Annotated in this window: 19 protein-coding genes and 2 tRNA genes; 1 reads left to right on the top strand and 20 read right to left on the bottom strand. The window is 45.0% G+C overall.

Going from position 1 to position 23,785, the window contains the following annotated elements; all coding sequences use genetic code 11:
• Window positions 1-11: 11 nt before the first annotated feature.
• The 7 genes from L5M37_RS06375 to pnp all read right to left on the bottom strand — a co-directional run bounded on the left by L5M37_RS06375 (window position 12) and on the right by pnp (window position 8,615).
• Window positions 12-851 (bottom strand): outer membrane protein OmpK, encoded by an 840-nt coding sequence (locus tag L5M37_RS06375; RefSeq protein ID WP_113939307.1) that lies wholly within the window; start codon window positions 849-851, stop codon window positions 12-14.
• Between the two features lie 347 nt (window positions 852-1,198).
• Window positions 1,199-2,494, bottom strand: coding sequence for a NupC/NupG family nucleoside CNT transporter (locus L5M37_RS06370; RefSeq protein ID WP_105251707.1), 1,296 nt, complete (start codon window positions 2,492-2,494; stop codon window positions 1,199-1,201).
• Window positions 2,495-2,670: 176 nt separating this feature from the next.
• On the bottom strand, window positions 2,671-3,435 hold the full coding sequence (locus tag L5M37_RS06365; RefSeq protein ID WP_263199824.1) for a TatD family hydrolase: 765 nt from the start codon (window positions 3,433-3,435) through the stop codon (window positions 2,671-2,673).
• Between the two features lie 10 nt (window positions 3,436-3,445).
• Window positions 3,446-3,649, bottom strand: coding sequence for a hypothetical protein (locus L5M37_RS06360; protein WP_173497506.1), 204 nt, complete (start codon window positions 3,647-3,649; stop codon window positions 3,446-3,448).
• A 91-nt stretch (window positions 3,650-3,740) separates the two neighbouring features.
• Complete coding sequence (prfC, locus tag L5M37_RS06355) at window positions 3,741-5,321, bottom strand: peptide chain release factor 3 (RefSeq protein ID WP_219234625.1); 1,581 nt, start codon at window positions 5,319-5,321, stop codon at window positions 3,741-3,743.
• Window positions 5,322-5,420: 99 nt separating this feature from the next.
• A complete protein-coding gene (gene nlpI / locus L5M37_RS06350) occupies window positions 5,421-6,323 on the bottom strand; it encodes a lipoprotein NlpI (protein ID WP_168822816.1) in 903 nt (300 codons plus the stop codon).
• 192 nt (window positions 6,324-6,515) lie between these two features.
• On the bottom strand, window positions 6,516-8,615 hold the full coding sequence (gene pnp / locus L5M37_RS06345) for a polyribonucleotide nucleotidyltransferase (RefSeq protein WP_105251702.1): 2,100 nt from the start codon (window positions 8,613-8,615) through the stop codon (window positions 6,516-6,518).
• A 195-nt stretch (window positions 8,616-8,810) separates the two neighbouring features.
• Here pnp and L5M37_RS06340 point away from each other — a divergent pair, with 195 nt between their 5' ends.
• Window positions 8,811-10,865, top strand: a complete 2,055-nt coding sequence (locus L5M37_RS06340) for a putative bifunctional diguanylate cyclase/phosphodiesterase (RefSeq protein WP_263199822.1) — start codon at window positions 8,811-8,813, stop codon at window positions 10,863-10,865.
• Between the two features lie 188 nt (window positions 10,866-11,053).
• Here L5M37_RS06340 and rpsO read toward each other — a convergent pair whose 3' ends face one another.
• The 13 genes from rpsO to ftsH all read right to left on the bottom strand — a co-directional run bounded on the left by rpsO (window position 11,054) and on the right by ftsH (window position 23,783).
• On the bottom strand, window positions 11,054-11,323 hold the full coding sequence (rpsO, locus tag L5M37_RS06335) for a 30S ribosomal protein S15 (RefSeq protein WP_028761447.1): 270 nt from the start codon (window positions 11,321-11,323) through the stop codon (window positions 11,054-11,056).
• A 148-nt stretch (window positions 11,324-11,471) separates the two neighbouring features.
• Entirely contained in the window at window positions 11,472-12,437 is a 966-nt protein-coding gene (gene truB, locus L5M37_RS06330; RefSeq protein ID WP_113939302.1) for a tRNA pseudouridine(55) synthase TruB, read from the bottom strand.
• Window positions 12,437-12,895, bottom strand: a complete 459-nt coding sequence (gene rbfA, locus L5M37_RS06325) for a 30S ribosome-binding factor RbfA (RefSeq protein ID WP_105251700.1) — start codon at window positions 12,893-12,895, stop codon at window positions 12,437-12,439. The genes truB and rbfA overlap by 1 nt, the downstream gene beginning before the upstream one ends.
• A 57-nt stretch (window positions 12,896-12,952) precedes the next feature.
• A complete protein-coding gene (gene infB / locus L5M37_RS06320) occupies window positions 12,953-15,595 on the bottom strand; it encodes a translation initiation factor IF-2 (RefSeq protein WP_105251699.1) in 2,643 nt (880 codons plus the stop codon).
• A 25-nt stretch (window positions 15,596-15,620) separates the two neighbouring features.
• On the bottom strand, window positions 15,621-17,120 hold the full coding sequence (gene nusA / locus L5M37_RS06315) for a transcription termination factor NusA (RefSeq protein WP_028761452.1): 1,500 nt from the start codon (window positions 17,118-17,120) through the stop codon (window positions 15,621-15,623).
• 29 nt (window positions 17,121-17,149) lie between these two features.
• Window positions 17,150-17,605 carry a ribosome maturation factor RimP gene (gene rimP / locus L5M37_RS06310; RefSeq protein WP_006082718.1) on the bottom strand — a complete coding sequence of 152 codons (456 nt, stop codon included), beginning with the start codon at window positions 17,603-17,605 and terminating at the stop codon, window positions 17,150-17,152.
• A gap of 173 nt (window positions 17,606-17,778) precedes the next feature.
• Window positions 17,779-17,855 (bottom strand) — tRNA-Met (locus L5M37_RS06305).
• Window positions 17,856-17,937: 82 nt separating this feature from the next.
• Window positions 17,938-18,024, bottom strand: a tRNA-Leu gene (locus L5M37_RS06300).
• A gap of 11 nt (window positions 18,025-18,035) precedes the next feature.
• A complete protein-coding gene (gene secG / locus L5M37_RS06295; RefSeq protein WP_028761453.1) occupies window positions 18,036-18,371 on the bottom strand; it encodes a preprotein translocase subunit SecG in 336 nt (111 codons plus the stop codon).
• A 1-nt stretch (window position 18,372) separates the two neighbouring features.
• The gene (tpiA, locus tag L5M37_RS06290) at window positions 18,373-19,155 is read right to left on the bottom strand and encodes a triose-phosphate isomerase (RefSeq protein ID WP_006082720.1); all 783 of its coding nucleotides are present in this window, start codon (window positions 19,153-19,155) and stop codon (window positions 18,373-18,375) included.
• Between the two features lie 194 nt (window positions 19,156-19,349).
• Entirely contained in the window at window positions 19,350-20,687 is a 1,338-nt protein-coding gene (gene glmM, locus L5M37_RS06285) for a phosphoglucosamine mutase (protein WP_263199821.1), read from the bottom strand.
• A gap of 80 nt (window positions 20,688-20,767) precedes the next feature.
• Window positions 20,768-21,601, bottom strand: coding sequence for a dihydropteroate synthase (gene folP, locus L5M37_RS06280; RefSeq protein WP_263199819.1), 834 nt, complete (start codon window positions 21,599-21,601; stop codon window positions 20,768-20,770).
• Between the two features lie 211 nt (window positions 21,602-21,812).
• Entirely contained in the window at window positions 21,813-23,783 is a 1,971-nt protein-coding gene (ftsH, locus tag L5M37_RS06275) for an ATP-dependent zinc metalloprotease FtsH (protein WP_168822810.1), read from the bottom strand.
• Between the last annotated feature and the right edge of the window lie 2 nt (window positions 23,784-23,785).

The following is a 23,785-nucleotide window of genomic DNA, read 5'->3' as shown; positions in this document are numbered from 1 at the left end:
ATTACAAGAGATTAGAACTTGTAAGTTGCTGACAGGTAGTGTGACCAACCTGTTGATTCTAGAGCTAGAGCACCAGCACCATCTTCTAACAGATAAACGTCTTTGAAGCCTTTCAAGCCATAGCCCAGAGCATAACGATCTGAATGCCAGTATAGGCCGAAGAAGATGTTACCACCGTTTGACGTTTTTGGTACGAAAGCAGCTTGGTCTTCATCTGCACCGAATTGATAATCGATGTAACCTTGGAATGACAGGAAGCTCTTGTTATCAAAGAAGTAGAAAGGTTTGAACCAGTTAGCAGAGAACTGATATCCGTTCCACTCTTTAGCATTCAGGTCGTAGAAACCATATAGGTTCATACCTGTTTTGCCTAACCAAGGCACGTTTACATCAGCACCAACACCCCAGAATGAAGAGTTAACGCCTTCACCATTCAGACCATCCCAGTTGAACAGAGTAGAGAAGTAAACTTCTTGAACTGGGCCAAAAGATAAGTCTTTACCAGTCAAAGCATCGATAGACACACGTGGAGCAAACTTCATGAAAATTTTGCTTGTGCCAGAACCTGGGTTCTTGTCACCGTTGCTGCTTGATTGGTTTGCTAAGTTGAATACGTCAACATAACCGTATAGATCGAATACGCCAGAACGACCGCCGAATTCCATTTCTAAGTAGTTGTGTTGATCGCCTGTTGCTGGGTTATCTGGCTTTTCACCAATAGAGTACATAGCGTTGAACTGCATCCACTTATAATCAGTACCGTGAAGATCAGTACGATCAGCAGCAAATGCGTTGCCAGAGATTGCTGCTACTGCAGTAGCGGCTAAAGCTAAAGTTTTAACGTTTTTCATCATCAACCCCATTTATCTTGTTTGCTACCATCGAGGGTAGCGTTCTTTTTGTGGCGTTCGCATTCTACCTAGATTAAAAAAAATCTCAATAATCTAGCGTAAAATCACAAACACAAAATTCTTAATTGTGAACAAAGTCGCGACTTCTGCATTACGATTAATTAACGTAACCGTAGACTCACGACATTTAAGACAGAATGAGAGCTACACTTCAGTTGCATTCTGTGTTTTTCAATTGGAGAAACTATTCACTACAGGAATCACTACTGGAAAATGGTTGAATTAACTTAGGCCCTGCCCTGCATGGTCAGGACCCAGTTAGTGGGGTTTCCCCCTACTGTTGCTACTTAGATAGCTAAGAACAAACCAGCAAGTGTTGCGCTCATTAAGTTAGCTAAAGAGCCGGCGATAACCGCACGAATACCCATTGTAGCTAAATCATGACGACGGTTAGGAGCCATAGCACCTAAGCCACCAAGCAGAATCGCGATTGAAGACAAGTTAGCGAAACCACACAGAGCAAACGAAATAATCGCTTGTGTTCTATGAGTCATCACAGCTTGAGTTTCAGCAACGCATAACGGCAGGCCTTTAACAACTTCAGCAGCTACTGCTGTACAAGCCGTGGCAGCATCAGAGATATATGGAGCAAAGTTTAAATAAGCAACGAATTCGTTAACAATGATCTTTTGACCGATGAAAGAACCTGCTACTAATGCTTCATTCCAAGGCACACCGATAAGGAATGCTAATGGCATAAACACATAGCCAAGGATCAGTTCAAGTGTTAAACCTTCAACGCCAAACCAACCACCCACACCACCAATAATGCCGTTGACCATAGCGATCAAACCAACGAAGGCTAACAACATAGCGCCTACGTTTAAGGCTAAATGCATACCAGATGAAGCACCTGCAGCAGCGGCGTCTAATACGTTAGCTGGTTTGTCAGGATCTTCTGGTAAATCGCTCATGTCATTTTTAGCTGCTTCAGTTTCAGGGTGCATCAGTTTAGCCATTAATAGACCACCTGGTGCTGCCATGAATGAAGCGGCAACTAAGTATTCGATAGGTACACCCATCTGCGCGTAACCAGCCAATACTGAACCCGCGATTGATGCCAAACCACCCACCATGATCGCAAACAGTTCAGACTGCGTCATAGTTGGAATGAATGGGCGAACCACTAATGGGGCTTCAGTCTGACCAACGAAGATGTTAGCAGTTGCTGACATAGATTCAGTACGGCTTGTGCCCAATGCTTTTTGTAAACCACCACCGATGATACGGATGATCCACTGCATAACGCCTAAGTAATATAGAACCGCAATCAGAGAAGAGAAAAACACAATAACGGGTAACACGTTAACTGCGAAGATAAAGCCAAGTTTGAAGTTAGCTAAATCACCAAACAGGAAACCGATACCGTTTTGTGCGTAACCAATAACGCTAGAAACCGCATCAGACATTCCTTTCAGAATGTCTTTACCAACAGGAATATACAGTACAAAACCACCGAAGGCAGCTTGGATAGCTAACGCGCCGCCCACTGTACGTAAATTAATTGCTTTTTTGTTATTCGATAGGAGGAAACCTATCGCAAGTAGGGTGACCACCCCTACTAAACTCATTAATATATCCATTAACCATCACCCTATTGTTAACACTTTTTAATTATGTTGTTAATCAACCTATTTCCGAGTCAGATTATACCCGAGGCAAAGTCGAAAATCGTCGTTTTGATCATATTTTTGGAGTTTAATTTCAATCGCTTAGTGCAGAATGCTAGTGCGACCTACACCTGTTTATTTAAAAACAGCTAAAGGTCAAACAGTTGCATTGCATTCGACACCAAGTGTTCTGATATTAGAACACTTGATTTTTTTTGCAAATTGGCAATTTTGTCTATAAAAAGAACAAGGTTAGCGGGCTGGTTACGTTTTTCAGTAACATTTATCGGTGTCATTGCTGGAGAGTCAGTCTCAAGTATGAAGTGCTGAAGTGGTAATTCGCTGACAGTTTTAAGCAATTTTTTGGCATTAGGGTTCATAATCAAACCACCAATTCCCAGCTTAAAACCTAATTTGATATATTCCAGTGCAATTTCAGTACTGCCAGAAAAAGCATGTATCACACCGCCTCTAGGCAATTGATACTTTTTCAAACACCCTAAAACCTCTGAATGTGCTTTTACGCTATGAATAATAACTGGCAGATTAACGGACTTAGCTAAAGCTAATTGTGCCTCAAAAAATGCGAGCTGCTGAGACCACGTTGAGGAATAGAGCTTATCTAAGCCACATTCACCAATAGCAACAAAGCGAGGACATTCTAGTAACGCCGAAACTTGAGATGTTAATGCTAAGATCCCAGCATCAACATCCTCTGGACAAAACCAAGGATGAATACCGAGGGCAAAATAAGTTTGGTATTGTTCGGCAACGGCAAGCTGTTTGTGCCAGTGCCGCGGGGACACACCAGGAATAATCAGATTATCTACGCCAACACTGTGCATTCGCAACACCACATAGTCGCGGTCAACATCAAACTCAGCAAAATCCAAATGGGCGTGGGTATCAATCACAGCAAATTCCTCACTCTGCGGTCGATTTACCAATTGAATGAAGTTCGGGTGGCGATACCGTTGTGTCAACCACCAAAGCTTTAACGCATTTTACCGCTAATGGAGGATCTTCAAGGCGCGGCATGCAACAGCGACGATTTTCAGGTGTCAGCCCCATTCGGTCGCACCAATGAATATAAGCCTGCCATGTTTTTGTGATCCAATTCGCCATCATTTACATCCAGAACCGATTTTTAGTTTTCATTAGATACAAAAATGGCGGTGAATTCACCGCCATTTCAACAACTATTCTAAACCGAACCCTATTAGTGTTCGCGGGTTTTCGCAAACTCAATATCAGGATATCTTTCCATCGAAAGATTCAGGTTAACCATAGTTGGTGCTATATAGGTTAGGTTATCGCCACCATCGAGTGCTAAGTTTTGACTACACTTACGGCGGAACTCTTCAAGCTTACGCTCATCCTTACAATAAACCCAGCGAGCGGTAGACACGCTAATACCTTCGTAAATAGCTTCGACGTTATATTCACTCTTCAGACGACCAACAACCACTTCAAACTGCAGTACACCCACAGCGCCAACAATCAAATCGTTAGTATCAATTGGGCGGAATACTTGTACAGCACCTTCTTCAGATAACTGTACTAAGCCTTTTAAGAGTTGCTTCTGTTTAAGCGGATCACGCAGACGAATACGGCGGAACATTTCAGGGGCGAAGTTAGGTACGCCAGTGAAACGGAATTTTTCACCTTGGGTAAACGTATCGCCAATACGGATAGTGCCATGGTTATGTAAACCGATGATATCGCCTGGGTAAGCTTCTTCAGCACGCTCACGATCGCCCGCCATAAAGGTCAATGCATCGCTAACGTTAACATCTTTACCAATACGCACATGGTGCATTTTCATGCCTTGCTCGTAACGGCCAGAACACACACGCATAAAGGCGACACGGTCACGGTGTTTTGGATCCATGTTTGCTTGGATCTTGAACACGAAACCGGTGAATTTTTCTTCATCAGGCATGATAACGCGTGTATCGCTTTCGCGCGGTAATGGCTTAGGTGCCCACTCGACGATGCCGTCAAGAATATGGTCCACACCAAAGTTACCCAAAGCAGTACCAAAAAATACTGGGGTCAACTCGCCTTTCAAGAAAGCTGAATGGTCAAATTCATGCGACGCGCCGCGCACTAATTCCATCTCATTGCGCAAATCAGCGGCATAACTGCCAATCGCTTTCTCAAGATCAGGATTATTAATGCCTTTAATTACGCGACGCTCTTGGATCGTGTGTCCCATACCGCCTTGATACAACACCACTTCATCACGCAGTATGTGGTAAATACCTTTAAATTCTTTACCGCTGCCAATAGGCCAAGTAATAGGTGCACAGGCAATATTCAGCACGCTTTCGACTTCATCCATTAGATCAATAGGATCACGGATATCGCGGTCGAGTTTATTCATAAAGGTCACAATCGGCGTATCACGCAGACGTGTCACTTCCATCAACTTGATAGTACGGTCTTCAACACCCTTAGCAGAGTCGATCACCATCAAACATGAGTCAACGGCCGTCAGAGTACGATAAGTATCTTCAGAGAAGTCTTCGTGACCAGGCGTATCGAGTAAGTTAACAAGGGCGCCACCATAGGGAAATTGCATGACAGACGTAGTAATAGAAATACCACGGTCTTTCTCCATTTCCATCCAGTCAGACTTAGCATGCTGACCCGATTTTTTGCCTTTAACCGTACCCGCTTTCTGCAAAGCGTTTCCGAATAACAGCACTTTTTCGGTAATGGTTGTTTTACCCGCGTCGGGGTGCGATATGATCGCGAAGGTGCGACGTTTATCGACCTCTACTTTATTGCCTGACATGTTAACCTATGCACTTGTATCGCTAAAAAGGCGCAAATTATAGCGCCTCAGTTCGAGCTTGGCTAGGCAAAGCCCGAGATGAACTCGGGCTGAGAGAGGTTATTTTGTGGCTTCGAGCAAACCTTTGACTTTGGCGAGTTCAATACGCGCATATCTATGTTCGACAAAATCATAGATATTGGTTGCCAATGCTAAGCGAAAATAGTTTGCAGCATCTTGATATTGCTTAGTTTCTATCGCCATTTTTGCAAGGTAAAAATAAGCTTCGCATAAACGTTCAGCATATTCTTTCGGATAAGTTAAGCCTACTTTAGCCGCAGAAAACACCTCGTCACGGCTTTTTTTACCTAAATAATAATCGACGATAACGGTCGCCCAAGCATCATTTTCTAAATTCTGACGATGCTGCGCTAACTGTTTTTTAGCTTCAACGGAGTCAGCTTTCAAATCAATCAAATACAACCATAATGCCCGATAACCGTCTTTATTATCGCCTGCATAAAACGCCTGCATATCTTTAGTCGCTAAATCAATACGGTCGCCATAGTACAAAGCAATACCGCGATTCAAATAGGCATAATCATAATTAGGTGCTAACTCTAATACGCCATCGAAGGCTTCATAGGCGCTGTCGTATTCACCTTCTTGGGTGTAATAAATTCCAAGGAAATTATAGGCATCAGCAAGATCAGGCTGAAGTTTTAACGCTTGCATAAAATCAATCCGTGCGAGCAGTCTTAAGCCCACACTGTCGTAAATCACACCACGATCGTAATGAAATCTGGCTCTCTGTTCATTCGTCAGTTCGACCGTAGCCAAAATCTCGTTGAGTTTTGCCAGTGTCACTTCGACTTTATAATCAGGCATAACTGGCGCGACAACCAATTTACCTTCAACATCATTATGGTTATCTAAAGGAGACTGGGTGGTTGCGCATCCGGCTAACAACAGACTGGCACTCGCCAGCACAGCAACGACAGCGGTTCTAATTTTAAGACTCATCCATTTCTACCTTTTTAGATTCCCAACATACGCAGAAGAATCTTCATGATAGCAATCCCACCACAGGACCGCTATTAGGGAATTAAGATTAATACTGACTTTCTTAATGCTAAAACAAAAAAGGAGATCATTTGATCTCCTTTTGATGCAATCACTTAAAAAGTGTGTGCCTATAAATAAGTCAAAGACTCATTATTCAGCAGCAGCTTCTTTCGTTTGTGCTTCTTTAATTGACAGACGTACGCGGCCTTGACGATCCACTTCCATCACCTTAACGGCAACTTCTTGGTTCAGCTCAAGGTGATCAGACACGTTAGCAACACGTTCATCACTGATTTGTGAAATGTGTACTAAACCGTCTTTGCCCGGCAGAATGTTCACGAACGCGCCGAAATCAACGATACGGATAACCTTACCATTGTAGATACGACCCACTTCAACTTCTGAAGTGATTTCTTCGATACGACGGATAGCTTCTTTAGTTGCTTCGCCGTTTGAAGAAGCGATCTTCACAGTACCATCATCTTCCAGTTCAATCGTAGTGCCCGTTTCTTCGGTCAGAGCACGGATAACTGCGCCACCTTTACCGATAACGTCACGGATTTTTTCTGGGTTGATCTTGATAACTGTGATACGTGGAGCGTGATCAGAAATATCATCACGGTGTGAACCAATCGCTTGATCCATCACGTTTAGAATATGTACACGTGCACCATAGGCTTGTTGCAGTGCGATATCCATGATTTCTTTAGTGATACCTTCGATCTTGATATCCATCTGCAGTGCAGTAATACCATCACGCGTACCAGCAACTTTAAAGTCCATGTCACCTAAATGATCTTCATCACCTAAGATGTCAGAAAGAACAACGAAATCATCGCCTTCTTTCACTAGACCCATAGCGATACCCGCTACAGAAGTCTTGATAGGTACACCGGCATCCATCAGCGCGAGAGAAGTACCACATACTGACGCCATAGAGCTTGAACCGTTAGATTCAGTGATTTCAGATACAACGCGTACGCTGTATGGGAATTCAGCCGCTGAAGGCATAACAGCGTTAATACCGCGCCAAGCTAACTTACCATGACCGATTTCGCGGCGCTTAGGTGATCCCACCATGCCTGTTTCACCAACAGAGTATGGAGGGAAGTTATAGTGCAGCATAAAACGGTTAGTGCGCTCGCCCATAATGCTGTCAATCTTCTGTGCATCACGTTCAGTACCTAGAGTACAAGTGACTAACGCTTGAGTTTCGCCACGAGTGAACAATGCGCTACCGTGAGTACGTGGCAATACGCCCGCCAACACACTTAAGGCACGGATCATGTCTGGTTCACGACCATCAATACGTGGCTCGCCACGGATGATGCGACCACGAACCACTTTCTTCTCTAAGCTACCCAGTAAGTTGTCAACTTCACGTAAATCAACGCTTGGGTTGCTCGCTAACAAGGCTTCTTTTGCTGCTGCTTTAACAACAGAAACTTGAGCATAACGATCTTGTTTAACTTGGATTTTATATGCATCACCTAAACCAGCTTCAGCAAGCTCTTTGATTTGGGCAACTAAATCGGCATCTTGCGTTGGTGCAGTCCAATCCCAAGTTGGTTTACCGGCTTCTGCTTTAAATTCAGCAATCGCCTTGATAACCACTTGTTGTTGATCGTGACCGTAAACTACAGAACCTAACATCACTTCTTCTGGTAATGCTTGGGCTTCTGATTCCACCATTAATACTGCACCAGCAGTACCAGCAACCACTAAGTTCAGTTGACTGGTTGCAAGTTGTGCAACACTTGGGTTCAACACGTATTCGCCATCAATGTAACCCACACGTGCAGCACCTAAAGGACCGCTGAATGGAATACCAGAAATAGCCAGTGCCGCAGAAGTACCGATCATGGAGATGATATCTGGCTCGATTTGTGGATCGACAGATACTACGGTAATGATAACTTGAACTTCGTTTTTGAAACCATTAGGGAAAAGAGGGCGAATTGGACGATCGATCAGACGAGCGATTAATGTCTCATCTTCTGAAGGACGGCCTTCACGCTTAAAGAAACCACCAGGAATTTTACCCGCTGCGTAGGTTTTTTCTTGATAGTTAACAGTCAGAGGGAAAAAGTCACGGCCTGCATCTGCATCTTTTTTACCGACAACAGTGACTAACACTGTCGTGTCACCCATACTCGCTAAAACGGCTGCATCAGCTTGACGCGCTATAACACCTGTTTCCAGGGTGACTGTATGTTGACCATACTCAAAACTCTTTACAATAGGATTCACGTGACCCATTCCTTAATTAATGACCTTGAATTACGCGCGTAAGTATACTGCAATTCGGATCAATAGATAAAGAGCAGATAATGATGACAAATACGTAACTTTTCACTAAAGTGGTTAAATCAACAAAGAGTTGCGGTTTATATTGATACGGAAAATCTCGCCGATGGTGAATAATTATCATGAAGGATGCGCCCGATGACAGGCCGTTTTAAGTCACTGACGTGGAAACAAACTAACCTAGTCGTATTTACTGCCCTATTTTTTGCCATTGCCATTTTTATTGTTGAAATCGCTTTAGTCGTAGTATCAACCAAACAACAACTAACGACCACTCAGCAAGAACTCCTTGATTCAGTTGAACAACCTGCAGCAAATGCCGTATGGGCATTAGATGATAATTTAGCCCGTCAAACTTTAGAGGGTGCCATCAAAGTCGAACATGTTGGCTCGGCGGTGATTGAGCTGGACGATGGCTCAATGTTTGTTTCTGTCAGTAATAATAAGCAGAATAACTCACAGACTTTTATCAGTTTAAGCAATAAATTATTTGATGATCTCAAAGAAATTTCTCTCCCTTTGTATAGGCCTTTTTATTTTGAAGGTACCCAACAACAGCAACTCATTGGTACATTAACGGTTTTCTACGATACCCAAGAACTAACAAACACCCTCTTCTCGCAGTTAAGATTTAGTTTTTTTGCTACTCTCGCTCGTGCACTCTTACTCACCTTAGTACTTTCCGTGGTATTCCATCGCTTCCTGACTCAGCCTATCGCACGCATCAGTGAGGCCATCGATAAGATCGAACCCGACTCTCCGGATGAAAATCTCTTACCTATGTCCAACGCACACAAGGATGATGAACTCGGCCTAGTGACCTCGAAATTCAACCAAATTCTTATCCAATTTAGCCAAACCCAATCCAAACTGCGCAAAATGGCGACCCGAGATCCGCTAACAGGCTTACCGAACCGTACATTATTGCTTGAAACCATCGCAGTCACTATCCAACGCTCGCGAGTACACAAACGCAGCTTTGCATTGATGTTTATCGACTTAGACCGTTTTAAGAATATCAACGATTCCCTTGGCCACGCATTAGGCGATCAATTCCTCGCTCGTATCGCCCGTATTCTCGAACGCTTCGTTGGTGATAAAGGCACAGTTTCCCGCTTAGGTGGAGATGAATTCGTTATTCTGGCCGATACAGTTCACACCCCAGACCAAGCGGCAGATTTTGTAGATAAGCTACTGATCCAGCTCAATGTCCCGATTCAATTAAATGAACATGCAATTCATCCTGCGGCATCGATTGGGATTTCTATTTATCCCGAAGACGGTAACAGCGCTGAAGATTTGATCCGTCACGCTGACATTGCCATGTACAGCGCGAAAGCTGCAGGCTCGAATCAATGGGCCTTCTTCAAACAACAGATGACTGAGCGAGCAGCAGTTCGTTTACGCACTGAAGCATCTTTACATGATGCGTTAAAAAACAATGAATTTTTGCTGTATTTCCAACCGAAACTTGATCTGCAAACAGGCAAAGTCATCGCCTGTGAAGCCTTGATCCGTTGGCAAAAAGACGGACGACTCATCAGCCCCATTTCCTTTATTCCCGTCGCGGAAGAGACAGGTATCATCATTCCTATAGGTCGTTGGGTGATAGAGCAAAGCTGTAAAGTCCTTAGGGAATGGCAGAAAAAATATAACTATGCCATCCCAATTGCGATTAATGTTGCCTCACAGCAATTTGCCGATGCTAGTTTAGTTCCCGATATCAAACAGATGGCATTACGCTATCAAATCCAACCCGAGTTGCTGAAAATTGAAATCACTGAAACCTCGTTGATGAACGACATTGAACTCGCTATCGCTAAGCTTGAACAATTGAAATCAGCCGGATTTGGTATTGCAGTCGATGACTTTGGCACAGGGTATTCTTCACTCTGTTACCTGCGCCATTTGCCTATCACTACCATGAAAATCGATCGTTGTTTCGTTTCCGATCTACCAGGGGATAGCGCAATTGCATCGACCATTTTAATGTTGGGAAAGCAGCTTAATTTGACCATTGTGGCCGAAGGCATTGAAAACGAGCAGCAATTGGATTGGTTGAAAGAAAATCAGTGCCAAGTCGGCCAAGGTTTCTATTTTAGTCAACCTCTACCCCAAGCAGAATTTGAAGCGCTGTATATAGCAACACAAACAGCAACAATAAGTAGTCTTGATGGTTTACGTGGGGCTTAGGATACTTACATTGGCACTTAATCAATTCGATGCTTAATCACATTAAGCTAAGCATAACGGACCTAAACGTTAGACTGATTTTGACTGTAACTTCTTTATATTTCTCGTTTACACAATAAATATTCTGTTGAATTTTAGGCAATAAAAAAGGAGGCTAAGCCTCCTTTTTCACGTTAGTCGACGCGAAATTAACGACGTAGACCTAACTTTTGGATCAGAGCAGTGTAACGTGCTAAATCAGTACGTTTCAGGTAAGCAGTTAACTTTCGACGTGAGCTAACCATACGTAACAGACCACGACGTGAGTGGTGATCATGAATGTGCTCTTTGAAGTGATCTTGCAAATGGTTGATTTGCGCAGTTAACAAAGCAACTTGAACTTCAGTTGAACCAGTGTCGTTTTCACAACGGCCAAAATCAGCCAAAATTTTTGCTTTTGCTTCAGGACTTAGTGACATGTATATCTCCAAATAAATAATATGAATCTCTAGCCGATCACTAACTCAGCCAGAGGGCGCGCTATTTTACCCATAAACCCACCCTAGCGCAATAAAAGGCGGGGACTAATGCATCAACTAATTTAATCATTTGTCGATGGATAGCGGGCTAATGCGTTTCTGCAGGTTCGTCATGGATAACAATGAGTCGTTTCGGCGCTAATAAGCCATCTTCGTTCATTGTGCCAATCCCCACAAATCGGCGAATGTCACCTAAAGTGATACGTACCAACTCATCGGTTTTCAAATCTGCATTAACTGGTACTCGAACCGCTTGACCTTGCATTAAGTAAGGAGCTATCGCATCCGGCACATTCACCTCTGGAAAATCGGCCACGGCCGTGTCCATAGGCAATAACAGAGGGTCGAGTAATACGCTCGGATCTATCTGTTGTTCATGTGCTTGAGCAACTAGCGTTTCAAGTTGTTCTAAAGTGACCATTCTGGCATAGGGATACTGTGCAACTTGGGTGCGGCGCAGCATAATCACATGGGCGCCGCAACCGAGCATCTCACCGAGATCATCTATGATAGTGCGAATATAAGTGCCCTTAGAACAATGAATGTCTAAGGTCAGCTCATCGCCTTCAAGACCGATGAAATTTAGCTCAAATACCGTAATAGGGCGAGATTCACGCGGCACTTCTATGCCTTCACGGGCATATTTATACAGAGGCTGACCCTGATATTTCAGCGCGGAATACATAGAAGGAACTTGCTGAGTTTCACCACGGAAGAAATCAAGCGCAGTTAATAGCTGCGCCTCGGTAAAATCAATGGCGCGGGTTTGCACCACTTCACCATCGGAATCACTGGTATCTGTCCGTTCGCCAAGCTTTGCCGTGACTAAGTAGCGTTTATCGGCATCCAATAGATGCTGAGAAAACTTAGTCCCTTCGCCTAAGCATACAGGTAACATACCTGTCGCTAACGGATCAAGTGCACCCGTATGCCCAGCTTTATTCGCATTAAAAAAGCGCTTTACCCTTTGCAATGCAAAGTTAGAACTCATGCCAGTGGATTTATCCAGCAGCACTATCCCATCGATAAAACGACCTTTTGGACGACGAGCCATTAATCTTTACCTTCCGTTTCATCTGCGTCATCAGCAATATCATCACCTAAGACTTCATCTTCAACCGATGCGTCTTCGCTGCCAAATTGCTGTTGCTTCGCTTTGTCTTGGTTGATCACTTGGCTAACTAAGTTAGACATGCGCATACCTTCAACTAGCGAGCTATCGTAGATAAAACGCAGTTCAGGCATGACACGCAGCTTCATACGACCCGCCACTAAAGTGCGGATATAAGGAGCTGCGCTGATCAAAGCGTTTAGCTTTTCTTGAACGACAGCTTTGTCTTCTTCGAAAAAAGTCACAAACACTTTGGCATAGCTGAGATCGCGAGAGACGTCGACGTCATTCACAGTCACAAAGCCAATACGAGGATCTTTCATGTCGCGCTGTAGCACTTGAGCAAGTTCTTGCTGAAGCTGCTGAGCGATTCGACGAGTACGACTGAATTCTTTTGCCATAATATTTCTTACCATAGCTTAAATTGATAAGGGCGGCTAAAGCCGCCCTTAATATCGTTACAGAGTACGAGCAATCTCGACGGTTTCGAATACTTCGATTTGGTCGCCTACGCGAACATCGTTGTAGTTCTTAACGCCAATACCACATTCCATACCATTGCGAACTTCAGCAACGTCGTCTTTAAAGCGACGTAGCGATTCGAGTTCACCTTCGTAGATAACAACGTTATCACGTAGTACGCGAATTGGCGCGCTACGCTTGATGGTACCTTCGGTCACCATACAGCCAGCAATTGCACCCAGCTTAGGTGACTTGAACACATCACGAACTTCAGCCAGACCGATAATTTGTTGTTTGAACACAGGAGACAGCATACCTGTCATCGCTGCACGCACTTCATCAATCAAATTATAGATAACGCTGTAGTAACGTAAATCAACACTTTCACTTTCGATAGTCTTACGGGCTTGTGCATCGGCACGTACGTTAAAGCCAACCATGATAGCGTTAGAGGCTGCCGCTAAGGTTGCATCCGTTTCAGTCAGTGCACCCACACCGCGAGCGATGATGTTCACTTTCACTTCGTCGGTAGACAAACCTGTTAACGAATCAGTAATCGCTTCGAGTGAACCTTGTACGTCTGCTTTAAGAACGATGTTCAGTTCTTTCACTTCGCCGTCTGTCATGTTCGCAAACATGTTTTCTAGCTTAGATTTTTGCTGACGTGCCAGTTTCACATCACGGAACTTACCTTGACGATACAGGGCAACTTCGCGAGCTTTACGTTCGTCACGAACGACTGTTGCTTCATCACCTGCAGACGGAACGCCTGACAGACCTAGAATTTCAACAGGAATAGATGGACCCGCTTCAGTGATTGAACGACCGTTTTCGTCTTTCATTGCACGAATTTTACCGTACTCAAGACCACACAGAACGATATCACCTTGGCGCAGCGTACCTTCTTGAACCAGAATCGTAGCCACAGGGCCGCGACCTTTGTCCAATTGTGATTCAATGACCACACCGGCAGCCATACCATCACGTACCGCTTTCAGTTCGAGAACTTCAGCTTGCAGTAAGATACCTTCTAACAGTTCGTCAACACCTTCACCTGTCTTAGCTGAAACGAAGGCAAACATGTTGTCGCCACCCCAATCTTCAGACATAACACCGTGTTGTGACAATTCGCTCTTAACGCGATCGATATCCGCTTCCGGTTTATCCATCTTGTTCACAGCCACGATTAATGGCACGTTACCAGCTTTAGCATGTTGAATAGCTTCGATTGTTTGCGGCATTACACCGTCATCGGCAGCAACAACTAGCACAACAATATCCGTTGCCTTGGCACCACGGGCACGCATTGCGGTAAACGCGGCGTGACCAGGAGTATCAAGGAAAGTGATCATGCCATTTTCAGTTTCAACATGGTATGCACCGATATGCTGAGTAATACCACCGGCTTCGCCAGCAGCCACTTTAGCGCGGCGAATGTAGTCGAGTAACGAAGTCTTACCGTGGTCAACGTGACCCATGATAGTCACAACTGGTGCACGAGATTCTAGCTTGATGCCATCTTCATCATCACGGTCTTGTAGCACTTGGTGCTCAAGCTCGTTTTCACGGATAAGCACAACTTTGTGACCCATTTCTTCAGCAACTAGCTGGGCAGTCTCTTGATCTAACACTTGGTTGATCGTGACCATAGAACCCATTTTCATCATCTGTTTGATGATTTCAGTCGCTTTCACTGCCATTAAATGCGCAAGTTCAGAAACAGTAACAGTTTCACCGATACGCACATCACGGCTCACTGCTGCCACTGGCTTATTGAAGCCATGCGCCATAGACTCAGGTGCAGTACTGCGGTTACGCATGTGCTTTTCACGGCCGTCACGGGCATCTTTGCCGCCACGTTTTTTCGCGTTGCTCTTGTTACGAGCACGACGTCCGCGTTTTTCTTCATCCAGATCAGAAGTATCTTCAGCAGCACGAGCTACTTTAGATGTCGTGATGTGATGATCACCGTTTTTCTCGGCTTCTAAACGTTGGCGCTCTTCTTCGGCCCAGCGCTTAGAATGTTCTTCAGCGAGTAAGCGAGCAGTTTCTGCCGCTTTAGCCGCTTCTTCGTCTTGCTTACGTTTGGTTGCCGCTTCTTGCGCCGCTTTCAAACGTTCAGCTTCTAGACGAGCCGCTTCTGCTTCTGGTGACATATCTTTAACCACTTTCACTTCGGCTGCTGCTTTAGCTTTCGCCTTAGCTTCTGCTTCCACTTTTGCCTTAGCATCTGCTTCAGCTTTCACTTTTGCTGCCGCAGCAGCTTCTGCTTCGGCCTTTGCTTTTGCCAAAGCTTCTGCTTCGGCTTTCGCTTCTTCTTCAGCCTTCAGAGTAGCCTCATTAGCATCACGCTTAACGAAAGTTCGTGTTTTACGAACTTCAACTTTAACATCTTTAGATTGACCACCATTACCGGCCACACTTAGGGTCGATACGGTTTTACGCTGCAGCGTCATTTTCGTTGGCGCATTTTCGCCACCGTGCTGCTTTTTCAGATAATCCAGTAACTGCTGCTTTTCAGCTTCAGTCACTTTATCAGCTTGGCCTTTCTTAATTCCAGCCTGAGAGAATTGCTCAATCAGACGTTCAACACTTTTACCCACTTCCGTGGCCAATTTCTCTACGGTAGTATCTGCCATCAGTTAAATCCCCCTGTTGATCGACTTATGCTTCTTCGCCAAACCAACAGATATTGCGGGCTGCCATGATGAGCTCACCTGCTTTTTCTTCTGTCAATTCTTCAATTTCGATCAAATCATCAATGCCTTGTTCAGCCAAGTCTTCTAGAGTCACAATACCTTTGCTAGCGAAAACATAGGCTAAGTGTCTTTCAACACCTTCAAGTGCTAGCAACTCTTCACTTGGCTCCACACCATCCAGTGCTTCTTCAGTAGCGAGAGCTCGAGTTGAGATCGCCGCTTTTGCACGTTCACGTAAAGCTTCGACGAGATCTTCGTCAAAACCGTCAATCGCCAATAGTTCAGACACAGGCACATAGGCAACTTCTTCGAGCGACGTAAAGCCCTCATCTGCCAGTACTTGTGCAAAATCTTCATCGACATCCAGTGAGTTAACAAATAAATCAACCACCTTGGCACTTTCTGCCTGATGTTTCTTATTCATATCTTCCACTGTCATAACGTTCAGAACCCAACCAGTCAGTTGTGTTGCTAAACGTACGTTCTGGCCATTACGTCCAATGGCTTGTGCCAAACTATCGGCTTCAACAGCGATATCCATAGAATGGTTATCTTCGTCGACTATGATAGAGGCAACATCGGCTGGCGCCATGGCATTGATCACGTATTGTGCTGGATTATCATCCCACAACACGATATCAACACGTTCGCCACCCAGTTCATTCGAAACGGCTTGTACACGCGCACCGCGCATACCCACACACGCACCGATAGGATCGATACGGCGATCATTCGACTTAACGGCGATCTTAGCGCGAGCGCCTGGATCACGAGCAGCGCCCATGATTTCAATCAGTTCGTCAGCGATTTCAGGCACTTCAACACGGAAAAGCTCGATCAGCATTTCAGGTTTAGTACGGCTTAAAAATAACTGTGCACCACGAGCTTCTGGACGTACTGAGTACAATAATGCACGCACACGGTCACCAGGACGGAAAGATTCGCGTGAAATTAAGTCTTCACGGAACAATACGCCATCAGCGTTATTACCTAAGTCAACCACTACGCTCTCGCGAGTCGCTTTTTTGACCACACCAGTGATTAACTCACCTTCTTGATCTTGGAACTGCTCAACCACTTGCGCACGTTCAGCTTCACGTACTTTCTGTACGATCACTTGCTTAGCGGTTTGAGTGGTAATACGGTCAAACACCACTGACTCGATATCGTCTTCGATAAACTCGCCAGGCTGGATGTCCGGATTTTCGTAACGTGCCGCTTCTAACGTGATTTCACGATAAGGGTTTTCTAACGCTTCACCGTGATCATCAACTACCATCCAACGACGGAAAGTATCATAACCACCGGTTTTACGGTCGATAGCAACACGAACGTCAATATCACCTTCGTACTTTTTCTTGGTTGCTGTGGCCAGAGCAATCTCTAGCGCTTCAAAAATTTTCTCGCGTGGAACGGCCTTTTCATTTGAAACCGCCTCAGCGACTAGCAGAATCTCTTTATTCATCTCGTCTTGCCTCGTTCACCTTGAAACCATCAAAACTTAGCGATTAAGTTGCCTTTGCGGATATTATCCAATGCGACAACTAACTCTTTACCATTCACTTTCAGCGAGAGCATTTGCCCGTCGACCGCAGTGATGGCGCCTTTTAAATTACGACTGCCGTCAACCGGCATAGTCAATTGAAGCTTTACATCCTCGCCTACATAGCCCGCGTACTGCTCAGCAGTAAATAAGGGTCTATCTACGCCTGGCGAAGAAACCTCTAGGGTATATTCTGTAGAAATAGGATCTTCAACATCGAGTACAGCACTGACTTGGCGACTTGCATTGGCACAATCTTCGATATTGATACCATTCTCACCATCAATGAACACTCGCAGTGTGGAATGCTTACCCGCTTGAACATATTCAATGCCCCACAGCTGAAAGCCTAATGCTTCCACAGGTACTTTGAGCATTTCTGCCAGTCTGAATTCTAACGTTGCCAAGATTGACCCCCGAAAAAACAAAAAAGGGCTTAATAGCCCTAGTACAACGCCACATACGAAGCATGCGACAAATTTAAAAGTCCCAGATAACAAAAAACCCCGTAATCACGAGGTCATTAATTTCAAGAACCTGTAAACCATAACGAATTCAAACACTATTCGTTACTAGGAGCTGGTTGCGGGGGCCGGATTTGAACCGACGACCTTCGGGTTATGAGCCCGACGAGCTACCATGCTGCTCCACCCCGCGTCAACTGTGTGCAAGTATATTGACTATCGTCATTTCTTGCAATAACTAAGAGAGAACTTATCTCGTCTATCTTAGTTATATTTGGTGCCGAGAGCGGGACTTGAACCCGCACGACCGTTAGGTCACAGCCACCTCAAGGCTGCGCGTCTACCAATTTCGCCACCTCGGCGACACCTTTTACTAGTCAGGAATTTTCGTTTCTGACTTTTGGGTTCCTTGCTCAACAGGTTGGGTAACCTGTTCAGTGTCTGAACCTAAATCTTTCCATGAATCTTCATTTTTTGCGTGGTTTGCACTTAAGTTACCAATAAGCAGACTTAAAGTGAAAAACGCAATGGCAAGAATCGCCGTACTGCGTGTCAAGAAGTTACCTGAACCGCTTGAACCAAAAAGAGTACCTGATGCACCAGCGCCAAAAGAGGCCCCCATGTCAGCTCCCTTACCTTGCTGAATTAATACTAAGCCGATTAGACCTAATGCAACCAACAAGTAAATAACTACTAGAACTTCATACATATTATGCGCTCATCGCTATGGTACACAGACTTAAAAACTCGCTAGAGTTTAAGCTAGCACCGCCAATCAGTCCACCATCAACATCAGGTTGGGCAAATAAATCTGCAGCATTACTCGGTGTCACACTACCACCGTAGAGAATCCTGATATTTTCTCCGATAAACGGAGACACTTCAGAGAGGCGTTTGCGAATAAACGCATGAACTTCTTGTGCCTGCTCTGGTGTAGCACTTTTACCTGTTCCTACAGCCCAAAGCGGCTCGTAGGCGATAATAGCGTTATCAAAAGCCATAGTGCCATTTTTCTGGATCACTATATCCAACTCTTCAGCAATCACCTCAAAGGTGCGTCTTGCTTCACGTGCTGGACCTGACTCACCCACACATAAAATTGGAGTTAAGCCATGCTTTTGTGCAGCGGCGAATTTCTCCGCTACGATATTACTCGTCTCTCCGTACATACGGCGACGTTCTGAATGCCCGATAATTACATATCGACATCCTGAATCTTTGAGCATCTGACCTGAAACTTCTCCGGTATAAGCGCCAAAGTCATGTTGACTTAGGTTTTGTGCGCCCATCCTAACAAGTGAACCGTCTAACGCTTCCTTGTTTGCTTCTAGCAGTTGCCTAACGCTCTCTAGATAGATAGAAGGCGGGCATAAAACCACTTCAGCTGAATCATTTTGGAGCTTAGAGGCAAATTTTTTGAACAACTCTTGGGCTAATGCCGCACTGCCGTTCATCTTCCAATTGCCAGCTACCATAGGACGTCTGAGTGCCATCACTGTCTCCTCTGAAAGCGGCGTGAATAATAGCGAACCACTTATTAAGTTACAATAGCTAAATTCGAATTTTTTCAGATATCAGGTTGGAATGCTTGTTTTTTACACGCCAAAGCTGTTTTCTGTTCATTTGTGCAGCTAACACCTTAATTTTAAATTGGTATCAGCCGCACTCATTACAAAATTAGTAAATATTAGCTTGCCGATTTTACCGCATCCGCAATCAAATTTGCGTGCGCCAATACTGCACTATGATCGTCACCTTCAACCATGACACGGATCAAAGGTTCAGTACCTGACTTACGTAATAATACTCGGCCACGCACGCCCAGTTGAGATTCAACCTGTGCCTGCGCCGCTTTAACTTTATCTGACTTAAGAGGGTCATGCTCGCCTTCAAAGCGCACATTGACTAACACCTGCGGCAACATTTCCATCGCAGAAGTCAGTTCTTCTAGCGTGGCATTCTGACGACGCATAGCCGCTAACACTAAAATCCCCGCAACTATGCCATCACCAGTTGTGCCGTGATCAAGATTGAGGATATGCCCTGAATTTTCACCGCCAATGCGCCAATCGAGTTCTTTAAGTAGTTCCATCACATAACGGTCGCCCACTTTCGAACGCGCAAAGGGGATGTCTAATGCTTGCAAGGCGAGATCAAGCCCAAGGTTTGACATTAACGTACCAACTACACCACCGCGTAATACGCCACGGGATTTCGCATCACAGGTCAGAATATATAAAATTTGATCGCCGTCGATCACTTCGCCTTTGCTGTTGACCATCATAATACGGTCACCGTCACCGTCGAGTGCAATACCTAAATCGGCACTTTCGGCTAGAACGGTTTCACAAATTTTGCCCATGGAAGTCGCGCCCACTTTATCATTGATGTTCATCCCGTTGGGTTTATCACCAATGGCAATCACCTCGGCGCCTAACTCACGAAACACAGCTGGCGCTATGTGATAAGTTGCGCCATGGGCACAATCAACCACAATTTTTAGCCCAGTTAACGTGTGTTCTGCAGGAAAATTACCTTTGCAATACTCAATATAACGGCCACGGGCATCTTCAATACGCGATACCTTCCCCAATAGATGCGACTCAACACAAACGAGGGGCTTTTCAAGCTCGGCTTCAATTTCTAACTCTAGGTTATCGTCTAACTTACTGCCGTCGGTGGAAAAAAACTTAATACCGTTATCGTAATACGGATTGTGTGACGCGCTGATCACCACCCCAGCTTCGGCGCGAAACGTACGCGTCAAATAGGCTACAGCTGGCGTTGGCATAGGTCCCATTAACATCACATTAAGGCCTGCAGCAGAGAGGCCAGCTTCTAATGCTGACTCAAACATATAGCCCGAAATACGCGTATCTTTCCCTATAATCACCTTTTTGGTACCACTGCGGGATAACACGCGCCCCGCCGCCCAACCTAACTTAAGCGCAAGCTCAGGCGTCATTTGACCTGAACCGACTTTTCCCCGAATACCGTCAGTTCCAAAAAATTTACGTTCTTTCATATCGCTCCACAAACTCAAATGTGTCCCAATGATTTGGGATCATAATATTAATTAAATGCTTAACGAGAGCATAACGATGCTTAAAAATACGCTTGTGTCGCTTGTAACACCTTGAGCATATCCACAGTTTCAGTAACATCATGCACACGAATGATATGAGCGCCCTTTTGGGCCGCTATCATAGCGCCAGCAAGGCTCCCAGCAAGACGTTCTGAGGTCGGTTTTGCTAAGAGGTTTCCTATCATGCTCTTACGAGACAATCCTATCAATATCGGTAAATCAAACTGGGCAAAACAGTCGAGCTTCGCCAGTAATTCATAGTTATGCTCTAAGCTTTTACCAAAACCAAATCCCGGATCGAGTATTAATAATTCACGGGGGATCCCTGCTCGCAAGCAAGCTTCAATCCGCTCAGTTAAAAAGGCAGAAACTTCTTCAATAACATTATGGTAAGTCGGTGCAAATTGCATGCTTTGGGGTTCGCCTTGCATATGCATTAAGCATATGGGGACTTGCAACTCTGCAGCAGCTTCAAGCGCACCAGGCTCCATCAGGGCGCGCACATCGTTAATCAAATGTGCGCCCGCAGCAACAGCTTGACGCATGACTTCAGGTTTACTGGTATCGACCGAAATCCACACATCATGGTGCGCCGCAACATATTTCACCAACGGGATCACCCGCGCAAGTTCATCGGCTAAGCTCACTTCGGCGGCGCCAGGTCTTGTCGACTCACCGCCAATGTCTATCATTCCCGCGCCTTGAGCCACCATGTCATCGGCATGCTGACAAGCAAACTCATAGGAAGAATATTGGCCACCGTCGGAAAAAGAATCGGGAGTGACATTAAGAATACCCATCACAATGGGTGAAGATAACGCGAGGCGTTTAGTGCCAGCAATCAGTTCAAACACGCATTTACTCCTGTAATACGAACACTTACGATTTTACTCACTGGCATAACTGGCGTCATTAATTTCAAGCCTTCATTTTCTATCCGAAAAGACCAATGTCAGAAGATAAATATCAATGGTGGCAGAGAGTATCAATGACAGCGCAGTCAAATTGCTAACAAGGTAAAACAAGAAAACCCCTTTACGGGGTTTTCTTTGGTTTCACAACACATTACTTAGCTGGAGATTCATCAGGATCTTTCAGTTCTGGCTCAGCAGGTGCAGTCACACTGTCTTCAGCTTTCGCTGCTGGTTCACCATGACCATTGCCTTTATCGTTAGAACCATTGTCATCCACTTGCCAATCAGCAGGCTGACGCACTTCACGACGTTTCATTAAATCGTCAATTTGAAGTGAATCAATGGTTTCATACTTCATTAAAGCTTCTTTCATTGAGTGCAGAATATCGAGGTTATCCGTCAATATCTGTCTCGCTCTAGCGTAGTTTTTGTCGATAAAGACCTTTACTTCAGCATCGATAATGGTTGCAGTTTCATCGGACATCGCTTTGGCTTTACCCATGCTGCGACCTAAGAAGACTTCACCATCTTCTTCTGCATACAGCAATGGACCTAACTTGTCCGAGAAGCCCCACTGAGTCACCATGTTACGCGCAATAGATGTCGCGTATTTGATGTCCTGTGATGCGCCAGTCGACACTTTCTCAGTACCGTAGATAAGCTCTTCTGCTAAACGACCACCGTAGGCGACCGAAATTTGGCTTTCTAACTTACGACGGCTCTGGCTCACTGAATCAGCTTCAGGTAAGAAGAAAGTGACACCAAGCGCACGGCCGCGAGGAATGATAGTCACCTTATGCACAGGATCGTGCTCTGGTACTAAACAACCCACAATCGCATGGCCTGCTTCATGGTAAGCGGTCATTTCTTTTTCAGCTTCAGACATCACCATAGAGCGGCGCTCAGCACCCATCATGATTTTATCTTTTGCACGCTCAAATTCTTCCATGCCTACAACTCGGCGATTTCCGCGAGCCGCAAACAAGGCAGCTTCGTTCACTAAGTTAGCTAAATCAGCACCCGAGAAACCTGGCGTACCACGGGCAATCACGCTTGCTTTCACATCTTCAGAAAGCGGCACTTTACGCATATGCACTTTCAAAATCTGCTCACGACCACGAACGTCTGGTAAACCAACGACCACTTGACGGTCAAAACGACCCGGACGTAATAACGCAGAATCGAGTACGTCTGGACGGTTAGTTGCCGCGATAACAATAACGCCTTCATTACCTTCGAAGCCATCCATCTCAACCAGCATTTGGTTCAGTGTTTGCTCACGTTCATCATGACCACCACCTAAACCCGCGCCACGTTGACGACCGACCGCATCGATTTCATCGATGAAGATAATACAAGGTGCCGACTTTTTCGCTTGTTCAAACATGTCACGCACACGGGATGCACCGACACCAACAAACATTTCCACGAAATCAGAACCTGAAATAGTGAAGAAAGGGACTTTAGATTCACCCGCAATGGCTTTCGCCAGCAAAGTTTTACCTGTACCTGGAGGACCCACCATCAGTACGCCCGTTGGAATTCGGCCGCCCAATTTTTGGAATTTAGTGGGGTCACGCAGGTAATCAACCAGCTCTTTCACTTCTTCTTTTGCTTCATCACAACCGGCAACATCGGCAAAAGTAGTTTTAATCTGATCTTCGCTCATCAGCTTGGCTTTGCTCTTACCAAAGGACATAGCGCCTTTGCCACCGCCGCCTTGCATCTGGCGCATGAAGAAAATCCATACCCCGATAAGCAATAACATTGGGAACCAAGAGATGAAGATTTGGGTAAGGAACCCTGACTCTTCGGCTTCTTGGCCCTTCATAGTGATGCCTTTACGATCAAGATCATTAATTAAATCTTGGTCATATAACGGCATGATAGTAGTGAATTTTTCACCAGTTCGTTTAGCACCTTCAATAGTACGTTGGTCGCTCTTAACTTCAACAGTTGCGACCTGTCCATCACGGACATTATCTAAGAAGGTAGAATAATCCATCTTCTGCGATGACGAAGAAGAGGGGGAGTAACCCTGAAACACTGACATCAGCACAACGGCGATGACAACCCAGAGTATTAGATTTTTTGCCATGTCACTCAAATTACTAGACCTCATTA

This window comes from Shewanella sp. SM69 (genome assembly GCF_025653985.1).
Lineage (GTDB): Bacteria > Pseudomonadota > Gammaproteobacteria > Enterobacterales > Shewanellaceae > Shewanella > Shewanella oncorhynchi.
Note: the sequence above shows the minus strand (reverse complement) of the source record. Positions and strands in the feature narration are given on the sequence as shown.